The 15,476-nt window shown below is 67.5% G+C and carries 10 protein-coding genes; 5 read left to right on the top strand and 5 right to left on the bottom strand.

Translation table 11 applies throughout. The features are described 5' to 3' along the window. Positions 1-41 precede the first annotated feature (41 nt). The gene (locus tag ACFXJL_RS08170) at positions 42-4,979 is read right to left on the bottom strand and encodes an NAD-glutamate dehydrogenase (protein WP_384690384.1); all 4,938 of its coding nucleotides are present in this window, start codon (positions 4,977-4,979) and stop codon (positions 42-44) included. 469 nt (positions 4,980-5,448) lie between these two features. On the opposite strand from ACFXJL_RS08170, the gene ACFXJL_RS08165 reads away from it, so the two are divergent. Then, positions 5,449-6,012, top strand: a complete 564-nt coding sequence (locus ACFXJL_RS08165; RefSeq protein WP_358877352.1) for a DJ-1/PfpI family protein — start codon at positions 5,449-5,451, stop codon at positions 6,010-6,012. A 238-nt stretch (positions 6,013-6,250) separates the two neighbouring features. Further along, on the top strand, positions 6,251-7,234 hold the full coding sequence (locus ACFXJL_RS08160; RefSeq protein WP_384690381.1) for an IS481 family transposase: 984 nt from the start codon (positions 6,251-6,253) through the stop codon (positions 7,232-7,234). A gap of 160 nt (positions 7,235-7,394) precedes the next feature. Here the strand turns inward: ACFXJL_RS08160 and ACFXJL_RS08155 are convergent, their stop codons facing one another. Both ACFXJL_RS08155 and ACFXJL_RS08150 read right to left on the bottom strand, forming a co-directional pair. After that, positions 7,395-8,072, bottom strand: a complete 678-nt coding sequence (locus tag ACFXJL_RS08155) for an HAD family hydrolase (RefSeq protein ID WP_384690378.1) — start codon at positions 8,070-8,072, stop codon at positions 7,395-7,397. An 87-nt stretch (positions 8,073-8,159) separates the two neighbouring features. Then, entirely contained in the window at positions 8,160-8,666 is a 507-nt protein-coding gene (locus ACFXJL_RS08150; RefSeq protein ID WP_358877350.1) for a DUF6912 family protein, read from the bottom strand. Between the two features lie 276 nt (positions 8,667-8,942). Here ACFXJL_RS08150 and ACFXJL_RS08145 point away from each other — a divergent pair, with 276 nt between their 5' ends. Further along, positions 8,943-9,365, top strand: coding sequence for an Rv3235 family protein (locus tag ACFXJL_RS08145; protein ID WP_329019743.1), 423 nt, complete (start codon positions 8,943-8,945; stop codon positions 9,363-9,365). A gap of 197 nt (positions 9,366-9,562) precedes the next feature. Here ACFXJL_RS08145 and secA read toward each other — a convergent pair whose 3' ends face one another. Next, positions 9,563-12,370 (bottom strand): preprotein translocase subunit SecA, encoded by a 2,808-nt coding sequence (secA, locus tag ACFXJL_RS08140; RefSeq protein WP_358877349.1) that lies wholly within the window; start codon positions 12,368-12,370, stop codon positions 9,563-9,565. A gap of 237 nt (positions 12,371-12,607) precedes the next feature. On the opposite strand from secA, the gene ACFXJL_RS08135 reads away from it, so the two are divergent. Both ACFXJL_RS08135 and ACFXJL_RS08130 read left to right on the top strand, forming a co-directional pair. Continuing rightward, positions 12,608-13,183 carry a GNAT family N-acetyltransferase gene (locus tag ACFXJL_RS08135; protein WP_384641648.1) on the top strand — a complete coding sequence of 192 codons (576 nt, stop codon included), beginning with the start codon at positions 12,608-12,610 and terminating at the stop codon, positions 13,181-13,183. Between the two features lie 143 nt (positions 13,184-13,326). After that, positions 13,327-14,490 (top strand): DNA glycosylase AlkZ-like family protein, encoded by a 1,164-nt coding sequence (locus ACFXJL_RS08130; RefSeq protein ID WP_358877347.1) that lies wholly within the window; start codon positions 13,327-13,329, stop codon positions 14,488-14,490. A gap of 213 nt (positions 14,491-14,703) precedes the next feature. Here ACFXJL_RS08130 and ACFXJL_RS08125 read toward each other — a convergent pair whose 3' ends face one another. Further along, the gene (locus ACFXJL_RS08125; RefSeq protein ID WP_329019754.1) at positions 14,704-15,459 is read right to left on the bottom strand and encodes a response regulator transcription factor; all 756 of its coding nucleotides are present in this window, start codon (positions 15,457-15,459) and stop codon (positions 14,704-14,706) included. Positions 15,460-15,476: the final 17 nt, after the last annotated feature.

Raw genomic sequence — 15,476 nt, 5'->3', positions numbered from 1 at the left:
GCCCGGGGCGCCCCTGCGGTCGGCCAGAAGCGGCCGTCAGCTCAGCTGTGCGTCCGCAGCAGTTGGCGCATGGTCCGCATCGCGACCGACAGATTCGCCAGGTCGAAGGTGTCGGACCCTTGGATCTCCTCCAGGGTGCCGCGCGCCCGGGCCAGGATCGATGCGTTCTGCTCCTGCCACTGGCCGAAACGCTCCTCCGGGCTGGAGCTGCCGTTGCCCACCGAGAGCACATCGGCGGTGAGCATCGCATGGGCCGCGTACAGGTCCTCACGGATGGACGCACGGGCCATGGACTGCCAGCGGTCCTCACGCGGCAGTTCGATGATCCGGTCCATCAGCTGGGTGATCCGCAGCCGGTCAGCGAGGTCGTAGTACACCTCGGCGACCGCCATCGGCTCCTTCTGCGTCCGATCGGCGATGGCCACGATGTCCAGGGTGGGGAAGGCCGAGGAGAACCCGGCGACCCGGGCGGCCAACTCCTCGGGCACGCCCGCCTCGGTCAGCTCCTTGAGGATGCCGTGGTACCAGTCCAGGTCCTCGCCCCGCAGCATTTTCGCCAGCTGCCCCCAGACCTGCTCCACGCGCTCGGAGAAGAACTCGACCGTCTCGGCCAACTCCAGCGGCTGCGGACGGTTGCCCAGCAGCCAGCGGGTGCCGCGCTCGACCAGCCGCCGCGAGTGCAGCCGGATACGGGTCAGGACATCGGCCGCGACCTTGTTGTCGAGGCCCTCGACCGCGTCCCAGACCGCGCTGAGGCCGAAGATCGCACGGGCGGCCGTCTGTGCCCGTACGACCTCCTCGATCGAGGCTCCGGTCTCTTCGCGCAGTCGGTGCAGGAAGGTCGAGCCGCCGGTGTTGACGGTGTCGTTGACCAGCACGGTGGTGATGATCTCCCGACGCAGCGCATGGCTGTCGACGGCCTCGGGGTACTTCTCGCGCAGCGGCTTGGGGAAGTAGGCGTGCAGCAACCGACGCAGATAGGGATCGTCCGGGAGCGAGGTGCCGATCAACTCATCAGCGGTGGTGATCTTGGTGTACGCCATCAGAACGGCCAGCTCGGGCTGGCTGAGACCCTTGCCGCCGTTGAGCAGCTCCCGGATCTGCCGGTCGGTCGGCAAGAACTCCAGCTCACGGTTGAGCGCGCCGTCCCGACCGAGCCTGCGCATGTACCGCTGGTGGGCGTGGAGCAGGGAGGATGCCTGGGCGACCGCGTTGGAGAGTGCGGTGTTCTGGGCGTAGTTGTTGCGCAGCACGAGCGCGCCGACTTCGTCCGTCATCTTCGCCAGCAGTTGGTTGCGCTGCTTGACCGTGAGGTCACCGTCCGCGACCAGTCCGTTGAGCAGGATCTTGATGTTCACCTCGTGGTCGGAGGTGTCCACACCGGCGCTGTTGTCGATGGCATCCGTGTTGACCCGACCGCCGATGCGGTCGAACTCGATACGGCCGAGCTGGGTGAGCCCCAGGTTGCCGCCCTCGCCGACGACCTTGACCCGCAGGTCCTCGCCATTGACGCGGATGGCGTCATTGGCCTTGTCGCCCACATCCGCGTTGGACTCGCTGGACGCCTTGACGTACGTCCCGATTCCGCCGTTCCAGAGCAGGTCCACCGGGGCGTGGAGCACGGCGCGCATCAGCTCGGCGGGGGTGATCTTGGAGACCCCGGCTTCGATGCCGAGCGCCGTGCGCATATGGGTGTTGACGGGGATCGACTTGGCGGTACGGGGGTGGATGCCGCCGCCCGCCGACAGCAGTTCCTTGTTGTAGTCGGCCCAGCTGGAGCGGGGCAGTTCGAAGAGGCGACGGCGCTCGGCGTAGGAGGTGGCGGCGTCCGGGTTCGGATCGATGAAGATGTGCCGGTGGTCGAAGGCGGCCACCAGACGGATGTGCTCGCTGAGCAGCATGCCGTTGCCGAAGACGTCGCCGGACATGTCACCGACGCCGACGACCGTGAAGTCCTCGGTCTGGGTGTCGTGGCCGAGTTCGCGGAAGTGGCGCTTGACGGACTCCCAGGCACCCCGGGCCGTGATGCCCATGCCCTTGTGGTCGTAGCCGGCGGAGCCACCGGATGCGAAGGCGTCACCGAGCCAGAAGTTGTAGGCGACGGCGACCTCGTTGGCGATGTCCGAGAACGAGGCGGTGCCCTTGTCGGCCGCGACGACGAGATAGGTGTCGTCCTCGTCGTGTCGCACGACGTCGGCCGGCGGAACGACCTCACCCGCGACCAGGTTGTCGGTGATGTCGAGCAGTGCCGAGATGAACGTCTTGTAGCAGGCGACGCCCTCGGCGAGCCAGGCGTCCCGGTCCACGGCAGGGTCGGGGAGCTGCTTGGCGACGAAGCCGCCCTTGGCGCCGACCGGGACGATCACGGTGTTCTTCACCATCTGCGCCTTGACCAGGCCCAGGATCTCCGTACGGAAGTCCTCACGCCGGTCGGACCAGCGCAGACCGCCGCGGGCGACCTTGCCGAAGCGCAGATGGACGCCCTCGACGCGCGGGGAGTACACCCAGATCTCGAACGCCGGGCGGGGCGCGGGCAGATCGGGGATCGCCGTCGGGTCGAACTTCATCGACACATAGCCGTGGTACGCGCCGCTGTCCGCCTTCTGGAAGAAGTTGGTGCGCAGCGTCGCCTTGATCACGGTGAGGAAGGAGCGCAGGATGCGGTCCTCGTCCAGGCTCGCCACCTGGTCGAGCGCACCGTCGAGCTCCTCCATCAGGCCGTCGGTCAGCTCGGTTCCTGCGCTCTGCCGGCCGGGCGACATCCGGGCTTCGAAGAGCGAGACCAGCAGCCGGGTGGTGTGGACGTTGTTGCGGAGGGTGTCCTCCATGTAGTCCTGGCTGAAGGTGGCACCGGCCTGACGCAGATACTTGGCGTAGGTGCGCAGCACCATCGCCTGACGCCAGTTCAGCGCGGCTCCCAGGACGAGGGAGTTGAAGCCGTCGTTCTCCGCCTCTCCGGTCCACACGGCGGCGAAGGCGTCCTGGAAGCGCTCGCGGGCGTCATCGGCGAGGTGGTCGCCGTTGGTGCGCGGCATCCGCAGACCGAAGTCGTAGATCCACACCAGGGAGCGGTCGGAGCAGCGCAGCTCGTAGGGACGCTCGTCGACGACCTCGCAGCCGAGTCGCTGGAGGATCGGCAGCACCGCGGAGAGGGAGACCTGCTCACCGGTTCGGTAGATCTTGAAGCGACGCTCTCCGGGACCGGCGCCGACCGGCTCGTACAGGGAGAGCGCGAAGTTGCGGCCCGAGTCGGTGAGGGCTTCCAGGTGTACCAGGTCGGCGACGGCGGAGCGCGGCGAGTGGTCGGCCTTGTACCCCTCGGGGAGGGCGTTGCCGTAGCGGCGCAGCAGTTCGGCGGCGCGCTCCTCGCCCAGCTCGGCGTTGAGGGCGTCGGAGAAGCCGTCCGCCCAGGAACGGGCGGCTTCGACCAGCCTGGCTTCGATGCGCTCGGTGTCGGCGTCGGTGAGGTGGGGCAGTTCGGTGCCGGGGGCGACCCGGACCACGAAGTGGATGCGGGAGAGGATCGACTCCGTGTTCCACGCGGTGAAGTCGACGCTGGTGCCGCCGAGCTCCTCCTTGAGGATGTCGATCAGGCGCAGCCGTACACCCGTTGTGTAGCGGTCGCGCGGCAAGTAGACGAGGGCGGAGTAGTAGCGGCCGTACTCGTCCTGGCGGAGGTAGAGCCTGAGACGACGGCGCTCCTGGAGATAGAGCACGCTGGTGGCGATGGTGCGCAGCTGGTCGACGGGGGTCTGGAACAGCTCGTCGCGCGGGTAGGTTTCCAGGATCTGGAGCAGGTCGCGGCCGTCGTGGCTGTTGGGCGAGAAACCGGCGCCGTCGAGGACTTCGGCCACTCGGCGGCGGATGACGGGGATGCGACGGACCGACTCGGTGTACGCGGCGGACGAGAACAGGCCGAGGAAGCGTCGTTCGCCGATGACGTTGCCGTCCGCGTCGAACTTCTTGACGCCGACGTAGTCGAGGTAGCTGGGCCGGTGGACGGTGGCGCGGCTGTTGGCCTTGGTCAGGACGAGCAGCTTGTGCTCGCGGGCCTTGGCGCGGGCGTCCGCGGGAAGCCTGCTGAACGAGGGGCTGACCGGGTGGTCCTCGTCCTCGCTGTGGTGCGGGTCGGAGCGCAGGATGCCGAGTCCGGTACCGGGAACTGCGGCCAGGGCATCACCTTCCGTGAGTGTGTACTCCCGGAACCCCAGAAAGGTGAAGTGGTCGGCCGCCAGCCACCGCAGCAGCTCGCGGGCCTCGTCGACCTCCTGGTCGGCAAGGTCGTCGGCGGTCGGCTCGGAGGGGAGTTCATCGGCGATGCGCAGCGCGGCTTCGCGCATCTTCTCCCAGTCCTCGACGGCTTCGCGCACATCGGAGAGGACCCTCAGGAGGTCATTGGTGATCTGCTTGAGATCGGCGCGGTCCGTCTCGCGGTCGATCTCCACATGGATCCAGGACTCGATCAGCGCATCGTGCGGGAGGTCCTTGGGGTCCCTCGGCCGCTTGACCGTGGGCAGGACCTCGATCAGCTTGCCCGTGATGTCGCGACGCACCGTGACCTGTGGGTGGATCACCACATGGATGCCGCGGCCCTGGCGCGAGAGCTCGTTGGTCACCGAGTCCACGAGGAAGGGCATGTCATCCGTGACCACCTCGACGACGGAGTGGCTACAGGTCCAGCCGTTCTCCTCGACCGTCGGGGTGTGGACCCGCACATTGGCCGTTCCCTGGGGACGGTCCTCAGCCAGTCGGTAGTGGGAAAGCGCCGCTCCATAGACATCGACCGGATCGCGGTCCGCAAGGTCCTCGGGGGCGGTGTGCAGGTAGTAGCGCTGGAGGTAACTGAGCAAGGTGTCCCGATCTGGACTCTCACCCTGCTCCTCCCCGGCGGGATGATGCACCCCGCCAGGGCTGTTCTCAGCTACCCGGGCAGCCCGTGCGAGCAGCTCGGCCTTGGCTTCGTCCAGCTTGGTCTGCATGTCCTCTGGCTCCTGTCGCGCGCCGTTGCGTGACGTAGGTGAAAGAAGCGACGCAACGCCACGACACGGGGTGTCCGGTCGGGGTCGACGTTATGCCGCGATGAGAGTTGCCCGAGCCGGAATCGACAAAAATCAACAATCGGCAAGGGGCTGGGGGATCGGCGACTGCCCCGGCGCGGTGGCGCTCCGGGCGAAGGCTGGGGGCTTCGCTGCCCCCAGGGCGTATCGCACTGATCACGGCTCCAGGCTATCGCCCCGCACCCCCGAAGCGTCATGAGCCTTATGTGTACAAAAGAGGGGTGCGAAGTTTGACACTCTGCACAGCGACACAGGCCCTCTTGGCAAACAGTCCCGGGAGGTGCAGGTTGGCGGCTGACGACACACAGTCACCGCGGACGGCCCTGCCGCCGCCCGGGAACGCCCTTTCCGGGCCCCGACAGGCCCGCCAGCCCGACACCGGGAGCAGCCCATGACAGCCAAGGTCCTGATCGTCACCGGCGACGCAGCAGAGTCCCTGGAGGTGCTCTATCCGTACCAGCGGCTGCTGGAGGAGGGGTACGAGGTGCACATCGCGGCCCCCACTCGCAAGAAGCTCCAGTTCGTGGTGCACGACTTCGAACCGGGTTTCGACACGTACACCGAGAAGCCGGGCTATACCTGGCCTGCCGACCTGGCCTTCTCCGAAGTGGATCCGGGGGACTATGTGGCCGTGGTCATTCCGGGTGGTCGAGCCCCTGAGTACCTGCGCAACGATCCGGAACTACGCAAGATCCTCAAGGCATTCTTCGACGCCGACAAGCCGGTGGCCCAGATCTGCCACGGTCCGCTACTGACGGCGGCGATCGGTGGTCTGGAGGGTCGTAGGGTCACCGCCTATCCGGCCCTGGAACTGGATATGCAGGCTGCGGGTGCGAGCTTCCAGGATGCGGAAGCAGTGGTGGACGGCACTCTCGTCTCCTCTCGTGCATGGCCCGATCACCCTTCCTGGATGCGGGAGTTCATCAGGGTGCTGGCGACGACCGCCAAGGAGTGAACCGAGCTCCGTCGTAGGGGCATGTAACGCCGGAGAGAGCAAACCGCCCGGTCCACCACTGGGGCAACCTCTCGAAGCCGTGGGTGGTGGCCCGGCCCGGAGGGACTAGTCCGTGCAGGCATAACAGACGGACTAGGTGTATTGGCCACGAGCGTTGTTAACTCGGATCAGGTCTTGATCATGGCGAAGACCTCCGGTGTGGTGGAGGTGTCTAGGACTGCACCGCACGGAGGTCTTCGTGTCACACCGTAATGCCCGCTTGACCGTGCACGGCAGGCGGATCCTGGTCGAACGCGTCCTGGCGGGTCGCCCGGTCGCGCATGTGGCGGCCGAGATGGGCATATCCAGGCCCACAGCTCACAAATGGGTCCGCCGATGGCGGTCCGAGGGCGACGCCGGACTGCACGACCGCTCCAGCCGTCCCGCCAGCACCCCGCATCGCACAACGGCAGCGACCGAGGCCGAGGTCTACCGCCTGAGGACCGACCGCAAGCTGGGGCCGGCCCGTATCGGTCCGATCCTGGGGCTGCCCACCTCGACGGTCCACCGGATCCTCGTGCGACACGGCATCAACCGCCTGGCCTTCATGGACCGGCCCACCGGCCGGATCATCCGCCGCTACGAACGAGCCCGACCGGGCGAGCTGGTCCACGTCGACATCAAGAAGCTCGGCAACATCCCCGACGGCGGCGGCTGGCGCGTCGTCGGCCGCACAGCCGGCGACCGCAACCGCCAGGCCACCACCGACCAGCGCAAAAGCAGCACCCCCATGATCGGCTACAGCCACATCCACTCCGCCATCGACGACCACTCCCGCCTGGCCTACAGCGAAGTCCTGCCCGACGAACGCCAACACACCGCCATCGCTTTCTGGGAACGGGCGAACGCGTTCTTCGCGGCCCACGGCATCACCGTCGAACGCGTCCTGACCGACAACGGCTCCTGCTACAAGTCCAAGCTGTTCACCCAGGCCCTGACCACGGCCGGCATCACCCACAAGAAGATCCGCCCCTACCGGCCGCAGACCAACGGCAAGGTCGAACGCTTCAACCGCACCCTGCTGGACGAGTGGGCCTACCTGCGGCCCTACACCTCAAACGACGAGCGGACCGAAGCCCTGGCAGACTTCCTCCACACCTACAACCACCACCGCTGCCACACCGCACTGGCCGGCAAGCCGCCCATCAGCCGCGTCAACAACGTTGCGGGTCAATACAACTAGTCCGTGCAGACAGAACAGGGTGCGTGCCTGCGCGTTCCGGACCCCTCGCCCGGGCGGGCCATCCGACCGATGCTCCAGCCGTACGGGAGCGGCTGGGGCTGCCCCGGGCCTCGACCCAGGCCAGGCGCCGCACGCATCGGCCCCCTTAGGACCAGCGCAGTTACGCCACGAGGTCTATCGCGACCTCGACCGCCTCTTCCAGAGTGTCCACCACCGGCACCCCCACCGACTCAAGACTCGCCCTGCTGTGCGATCCCCCCGTGTACAGCACGGCCCGCGCCCCCACGTGTGCCGCCGCTATCGCGTCATCGGCCGCATCGCCGATGACCACCGTGCGCTCCGGAGCGGTGGCATCGGCCAGTGCTGCGAGGTGGGCCGCCATATGGATCGCCTTGGAGCCACCGGAACGCCCCCTGCGCCCCTCCACCCGTAGGAAGTGTTCCTCGATGCCGTATCCACGGACGATCGGAATCAGCTCGTCGTGCCCGAACATGCTGAGCAGGGACTGGCTGCGCCCCGCCCGGCGCCACTCCCCCAGCAGTTCTTCCGCCCCTTGGGTCAGCCCGCAGCCGATCCGGTGCTCGCTGTAGTACCGGTGGAAGATCCCGTCCATGGAGTCCCACTCCTCGTCCGTCGGCAGCCGCCCCAGCAACCGCTCGTAGAACCGGGGAACCGGCACGCAGTACATCTCGCGGTAGCGCTCCAGCGTGATCGGCGCGAGACCTATCTCCGCGAACGCAGCGTTCGTCGCCCCGATGACCGCGGTGATGTCGTCGAGCAGTGTGCCGTTCCAGTCCCAGACGAGATGGGCATCGTGAGTGCCCCTGTGCTTCCCCATGGAAAAACCGTACCCGCCGGGTCTGACAATCGGCCCGGGCCGGACGAAATCCGCAACTCAGCCATCAGCCGGTGTCGGCCCGGACGATCACTCGACCAGCGCCGGGATCTCCTGCACGCCGTACCAGAGCAGTTCGTGGTCCTCTGCCCCGTCGACGGTGAACTGGGCGTCGTCATCGCCCTGATCCGCCGCGCCGAGGGCCGCCGCGGCGGCCGTCACGTCGTCCACGGCATCGTCCGCGTCCACGTGCACTGCCGCAGCCTTCGTCAACGACACCGCGGCGGCGATGCTCACCTCACCGAGCGAACTGGCGTCGAGGGCACGATCGGGGTCCGCGACGGCGTCCTGGTCAGCGATGTCCACCGCCACCACGACCCGCCGTCGGCGCTCGTCCGGGCGTCCGGCGATCATTCGCAGCGAGGCGGCGGCGGCACGGTTGAGGGCCGCGTACTCCAGTTCCTCCACGTCGTCGGAGAGGTACCACTCGCGCAGTCCGGGCGTGACGCCGTACGCCACCACCGGGCCCGGGCCCAGCTCACCGACCTTGTGCGCCTCCGCGAGACCGGAGAGCGTCAGGGGGACGTAGACACGCATGGGCTGACCGCTTTCCTAGTCGACAGACGCCCTCAGGATACGTGCGAGGTCCCCCTTCGGAGTGCCCTTGGGGGCCCGAGAACCGTCCACCTCCGGCCTCTCCATGCCACGGCGACCAGGGCCCGAACTCGCTCTCCTCACCCTGATAGGTGATCTTTCGCCGACGCCCTGCCCGGCGAGCGGGCCCTTGCGTCCGCCTGCCGGGCACCGTAAAAGATCAACACGAAGTTACCGCCCGGTAGGAATTGGCCGGGCCCAGCCAACGGGGGCGACACCATGGACAGGACACGGCCAGCAGGCCGACGCGACCAGCGCAGGCCCGCCGCCGTCGCAGCATCCGCGACGGCCCGCGCACGACGCCAGGACCGACCGCACTACTGGTTCGCCGACCGCCTGCTCGCGGTGCTCAGCGGCCAACGGCCCGTGCACTGGATGTTGGGCCACACCATCGGAGAGGCGTACGAACAGCTCGTACGGCTGGCACCAGGGGCGCCCCTGCGCCCCGCGGACCGGGTCACTCCCGTCGTACGCCACTGCGGTGAGTACCACCCCGGGCCCGGGGTGATCGAAGCCTTTGCCCGCATCGGTTCGGGAGACCGGGTGAGCGCCATGGCCTTCCGCCTCGAACAGGGCGCCGACCAGCGCTGGCGGTGCGCCGCCGTGGAACTCGGGGGCGAGAGGATCGGCGTTCCCGGCTGAGCCGTGCCCGGCGATACGACGCCGTCCGCCCGAACAGCGGGTCCGCGGCGCCGCAGACGGTGGCGGGGTTCTTTCTCCAGGCGCCGGCCCGCGCTCGCCTGAGACTCCCGACGCACGCTCAGGAAAAAAAGCCGGGCCGGACATCGTCGCGATGTCCGGCCCGGCTGCCCGTCCCGAGGCATCCCCCGGGAGCGCTCCTACTTCTTGCGCCGACGCCCCGAGCTGCGCTGCGCCTTACGGCGCTCCGCCCGCGTCATGCCGTCCGAATCACCGCGCGCCGGCTGGTCGTCGTTGGCGAAGTCACCTTCGACGACACCGCCCTCGCCGTCCACCGTGGGGGCGGAGAAGTGCAGCCGGTTCGGGCGCTGCGGAGCCTCCAGGCCCTTCGCCCGGATCTCGGGACGGGCGGCGGGCACGGTCTTGTCGAGCGAGGTGCGCTGCGCCGAGTCCTCCACCGGAACCTCCTCGACCTGCTGCTCGACCTGGACCTCCAGGTTGAACAGATAGCCGACGGACTCCTCCTTGATGCCGTCCATCATCGCGGTGAACATGTCGAAGCCCTCGCGCTGGTACTCCACCAGGGGGTCCTTCTGCGCCATCGCGCGCAGACCGATGCCCTCCTGGAGGTAGTCCATCTCATAGAGGTGCTCACGCCACTTGCGGTCGAGGACCGACAGCACCACGCGCCGCTCCAGCTCGCGCATGATCTCGGAGCCGAGCTGCTTCTCCCGCTCGTCGTACTGCTCGTGGATGTCGTCCTTGATGGACTCCGCGATGAATTCCGCCGTGATTCCGACGCGGTCGCCGGCGGCCTCCTCCAACTCCTCGATGCTGGCCTTCACCGGGTAGAGCTGCTTGAACGCACCCCACAGCCGGTCAAGGTCCCACTCCTCGGCGAACCCTTCGACGGTCTCGGCCTGGATGTAGGCGTCGATGGTGTCGTCCATGAAGTGGCGGATCTGCTCGTGCAGGTCCTCGCCCTCCAGAACGCGGCGACGCTCGCCGTAGATCACCTTGCGCTGGCGGTTGAGCACATCGTCGTACTTCAGGACGTTCTTACGCGTCTCGAAGTTCTGCTGCTCGACCTGCGACTGCGCGGAGGCGATGGCGCGGGTGACCATCTTGTTCTCGATCGGCACGTCGTCGGGCACATTGGCCATGGCCATCACGCGCTCGACCATCTGGGCCTTGAACAGGCGCATCAGGTCATCGCCGAGCGAGAGGTAGAAGCGGGACTCACCGGGGTCGCCCTGGCGCCCGCTACGACCGCGCAGCTGGTTGTCGATACGACGGGACTCATGCCGCTCGGTGCCCAGTACGTAGAGCCCACCGAGGTCCTTGACCTCCTCGAACTCCGCCTTGACGGCCTGCTCGGCCTTCTCCAGGGCGGAGGGGAGGGCCGCGGCCCACTCCTCGACGTGCTCGACCGGGTCCAGGCCCTGCTGACGCAGCTCCGCCTCGGCGAGGTCGTCGGGGTTGCCACCGAGCTTGATGTCCGTACCACGGCCGGCCATGTTCGTGGCGACGGTGACAGCGCCCTTGCGGCCGGCCTGGGCGACGATGATCGCTTCCCGGTCGTGCTGCTTGGCGTTGAGCACCTCGTGCTGGATGCCGCGCTTGTTGAGCTGCTGGGAGAGGTACTCGGACTTCTCGACCGACGTGGTGCCGACGAGGATCGGCTGCCCCTTCTCGTGCTTCTCCTCGATGTCGTCGACGACGGCGGCGAACTTGGCGACCTCGGTGCGGTAGATGAGGTCGGACTGGTCCTGGCGGACCATCGGCCGGTTCGTGGGGATCGGAACGACACCGAGCTTGTAGATCTGGTGGAACTCGGCCGCTTCCGTCATCGCGGTACCGGTCATTCCGGACAGCTTGCCGTAGAGGAGGAAGAAGTTCTGGAGGGTGATCGTGGCAAGGGTCTGGTTCTCGTCCTTGATGTCCACCCCTTCCTTCGCCTCGATCGCCTGGTGCATGCCCTCGTTGTAGCGGCGACCGGCGAGGATTCGGCCGGTGTGCTCGTCGACGATCATGACCTCGCCGTCGATGACGACGTAGTCCTTGTCCTTCTTGAAGAGTTCCTTGGCCTTGATCGCGTTGTTCAGATAGCCGACCAGAGGGGTGTTCACCGACTCGTAGAGGTTGTCGATGCCCAGCCAGTCCTCGACCTTGGCGACACCGGACTCATGGATGGCGACGGTCCGCTTCTTCTCGTCGACCTCGTAGTCGCCGGTCTCCTCGATGCCCTTGAGGGGGTTGCCCGGCTCGCCCTTGGTCAGTCGCTTGACGAGCTTGGCGAAGTCCCCGTACCACTTGGTGGCCTGGTCCGCGGGTCCGGAAATGATCAACGGCGTACGGGCTTCGTCGACGAGGATCGAGTCGACCTCGTCGACCACGGCGAAGTTGTGGCCGCGCTGGACCAGCTCGTCCTGCGACCAGGCCATGTTGTCGCGGAGGTAGTCGAAGCCGAACTCGTTGTTCGTGCCGTAGGTGATGTCACACGCGTACTGCTCGCGACGCTGCGCGGGCGTCATGTTCGCGAGGATGCAGCCGACCTCAAGGCCCAGGAACTTGTGGATCCTGCCCATCACCTCGGAGTCACGCTCGGCCAGGTAGTCATTGACCGTGATCAGGTGCACGCCCTTGCCGGAGAGCGCGTTCAGATAAGTGGGCAGCGCGCCGGCGAGGGTCTTGCCCTCACCGGTCTTCATCTCGGCGACGTACCCGAGGTGCAGCGCAGCGCCGCCCATCAGCTGTACGTCGTAGGGGCGCTGGCCGAGAACGCGCTTGGCGGCCTCACGGACGGTGGCGAACGCCTCGGGAAGCAGGTCGTCGAGGCTTTCGCCGTCGGCATAGCGCTGCTTGTACTCTTCCGTAAGCGCCCGCAACTCGGCGTCGGAGAGGCTGACGAAGTCCTCTTCGATGGAGTTGACCTGGTCCGCGATGCGGTGCAGTTTGCGCAGGATCTTGCCTTCGCCTGCACGCATGAGCTTGTTGAAGACGGACACTGAGGCTGGTCTCCTTGCCGATCGGGCCTGGCTAGGTCGTGATTGGACACTGGCACGGGCACGGCAGGCGGGCCCCACCGCAACGGCCATCGTAAGCGAGGAACGGACCGGGCCGGGAGGTCCGCGGTCGGCAGGGGTCGCCGTTACCCGCATGGAGAACGCACGGGACGCGCGGAAGGTGCCGGTGAGGCGCGAAAAGTGCTCGCATCCGTCCGGTGTCCCCACCAGAATCCGGCCATGGACCCCATCACACTCACCACCGAGCACCTCCTGCTGCGAACCTTCACCGCGGCCGACACGGAGGCGGTCCACCAGGCGTGCCAGGACCCTGAGATCCAACGCTGGACCACCGTGCCCTCCCCGTACGCCCGAGAACACGCCGCCGAATTCACCGAACAGCTCGTGCCCGAGGGCTGGGCGAACGGAACCATGTGCACCTTCGCCGTGCTCCCGCGAGCCGGCGGCCCCCTGATGGCGTCGATCGCCGTCACGCTCCGCACCTATTCGGGCACGTGGGAGATCGGTTTCTGGACGGCCAAGGAGTACCGCGGGCGCGGGATCATGGCGGAGAGCGTCGCCGCCCTCGCCCACTGGACCTTCACCCGGCTCGGCGCCACCCGGCTGGAGTGGCGGGCCGAGGTGGGGAACACGGGATCGCGCGCTGTCGCCGAGAAGGCCGGATTCACCGTCGAGGGCACACTGCGGGCCGCACTGATGAACAAGGACACGCTGCGGGACACCTGGGTGGCCTCGCTGCTCCCCTCGGACCTGGGCCTGACCAGCCCGTACGCCTATCTGCCGGCTCAGCGGTGACCATCTGCACGGGATCGGGTGCACCGAACGAACGGGACCGAGTACACCGGACGAGCAGAGCAACACCGATACCTCGGCCCTGACGGCTTCATGACGAGAACCGGGGTACTCGACTGTCAGTCCCCACGTCTATCGTGCGGAGCATGACCATGCTGCCGCCCCCAGCCGCCGACCTCTCCGCCGACGAGGCACGCCGGATAGCGCTGCGCGCCCAAGGGTTCCTCGGCGCGCCTGACCGCCGGGCAGGGGTGCGCGGTGTGCTGAGACACCTGGGCGCCGTTCAGCTGGACACCATCTCGGTGCTCGCGCGCTCGCATGAGTTGATCCCCTACGCACGACTGGGCGCGGTGGAGCGCCGAAGCGTCGAGGACGCGTACTGGACGGACGGTCACAGCTTCGAATACTGGTCCCACGCCGCCTGCATCCTGCCCGTGGAGGAGTGGCCTCACTTCGCGTTCCGTCGTCGTGCCTATCGCGCCCGCCCACAGTGGCACCACGACCTTCCGGACGACGCGTACGAGACGGTGATCAAGCAGCTGAAGACGGAGGGCCCCTTGACCGCGACCGAGTTGGGGGGCGCGAAGAACGGCGGGGAGTGGTGGGACTGGTCGGCTTCCAAGGTCGCCGTGGAACGGGCGCTGATGTTCGGTGAGGTGGTCTGCACCGAGCGGCGCGGCTGGAAGCGCGTGTACGACCTGGCAGAGCGGGCGATCCCGGCTGAGTTCCTCGACGTGGAGCTGAGCGACTCGGAGTGCCTGCGCCGCCTGGTCCGGCTCGCCGGGGAAGCGCTGGGAGTGGGGACGAGAGCGGACATCGCGGACTACCACCGTCTGAAGGGCGAGCAGTTCGACGCGGTCATCGCCGAGAGCGGTCTGGTGCCGGTCACTGTGGAGGGCTGGACGAAGCCCGCATGGGCGGATCCCCGGGCCCTCGCCACGACGCCGCGAGGACGCCACCGCACCACTCTGCTCTCACCGTTCGACTCACTGATCTGGGAGCGCGCCCGTACGGAACGCATCTTCGGCTTCACCCATCGCCTTGAGGCATACGTACCGAAACCGAAGCGGGTGTACGGCTACTTCGCGATGCCTCTACTGTCCGGCGGACGACTGTTGGGGCGGGTGGACCCCGCCCGCGAGGGCACCACCTTGGTCGCCAGGCAGGTGTCGCTGGACACCCCGAAGGCAGTGGCCCCCATGGCGCAGGCATTGCGGGAAGCGGCCGGGTGGGTGGGCTGCGACAGCGTGAGGGTGGAGCGGGTGGACAACGCGGAGCTCGCCCCCGCCCTCATCTCTGCCCTCGCCTGACGCCCCCGGCCGCTCGCGGCTTTCTGAGCGGCGGGGCTGGTGGAAAGGACTAACCACCGTCGTTGACGGCCACGGCCGTCAACCACTCGGAGGGCAGAGTTGTCTGAGGAGCCCCTACGGCCTGATCGGAATCACGGGCGCGTCGTCGACACGCTGGTCGTGACAGCGGATCATGGCGGCAGCGAACCAGAACGGCCGGCGGTGCGCCGGCCGCTAGCGAATCTCCAGGATCTTTTCGCGCATCGCATAGACCACGGCTTCCATCCGTGAATGCAGTTGGAGCTTCTCCAGGATGTTGCGCACGTGGTTCTTCACCGTGTTCTCGGAGATGAACAGCTCTTTGGCGATGTCACGGTTGTTCATCCCCGTGGCGACCAGTTTGAGGACTTCGAGTTCGCGATCGGTCAGCCGAGGCGCCGGCACAAGACGGCGCTCGTCGGTTCGCTGGATCATGGACTTGAACTCGGTCAGGAGCTTGGACGCCATCGACGGACTGATCTGGGACTGTCCGTCGGCGACAGCGCGGATGGCGGTCGCCACCTCGTCGGTGGAGATCTCCTTGAGGAGGTAGCCGGTGGCACCCGCCTTGATGGCGTCGTAGAGATCCGCCTCCTCATCGCTGATCGTCAGCATGATGATCTTCGCGCTGGGGGCCACCTCCTTGATGGAGGTACAGGCTTCGATACCACCGCGACGCGGCATCCTCACATCCATCAGCACGATGTCGGGGAGCAGGTCAGCGGCCTTGTCCACCGCTTCTGCACCATCACCCGCCTCGCCCACGACCTGGATGTCCTCCTCCTGGGCGAGGACGATCTCCAGCCCTCTCCGGAAGAGCGCGTGGTCGTCCACCACGAGGACCCGGATCGGCTCGCCGCGGGAGCTGCCCGCTGGAGCCGGGTCGGCCCCGGCGACTCTGTCTCCGGCGTCGGCCGTGTGGTCGTGCACCGGCCCGAAGCTGTGCGCCATCGTTCCTCCCCCTGAAG

Source organism: Streptomyces sp. NPDC059256 (assembly GCF_042753785.1).
Classification (GTDB): domain Bacteria; phylum Actinomycetota; class Actinomycetes; order Streptomycetales; family Streptomycetaceae; genus Streptomyces.
This window is presented reverse-complemented; position numbering and strand designations above follow the sequence as displayed.

Excerpts from the sequence above, each read along its gene's own strand:
- ACFXJL_RS08170 (WP_384690384.1), bottom strand. The coding sequence starts at position 4,979 with ATGCAGACCAAGCTGGACGAAGCCAAGGCCGAGCTGCTCGCACGGGCT.
- ACFXJL_RS08165 (WP_358877352.1), top strand. The coding sequence starts at position 5,449 with ATGACAGCCAAGGTCCTGATCGTCACCGGCGACGCAGCAGAGTCCCTG.
- ACFXJL_RS08155 (WP_384690378.1), bottom strand. The coding sequence starts at position 8,072 with ATGGGGAAGCACAGGGGCACTCACGATGCCCATCTCGTCTGGGACTGG.
- ACFXJL_RS08150 (WP_358877350.1), bottom strand. The coding sequence starts at position 8,666 with ATGCGTGTCTACGTCCCCCTGACGCTCTCCGGTCTCGCGGAGGCGCAC.
- ACFXJL_RS08145 (WP_329019743.1), top strand. The coding sequence starts at position 8,943 with ATGGACAGGACACGGCCAGCAGGCCGACGCGACCAGCGCAGGCCCGCC.
- ACFXJL_RS08135 (WP_384641648.1), top strand. The coding sequence starts at position 12,608 with ATGGACCCCATCACACTCACCACCGAGCACCTCCTGCTGCGAACCTTC.
- ACFXJL_RS08130 (WP_358877347.1), top strand. The coding sequence starts at position 13,327 with ATGACCATGCTGCCGCCCCCAGCCGCCGACCTCTCCGCCGACGAGGCA.
- ACFXJL_RS08125 (WP_329019754.1), bottom strand. The coding sequence starts at position 15,459 with ATGGCGCACAGCTTCGGGCCGGTGCACGACCACACGGCCGACGCCGGA.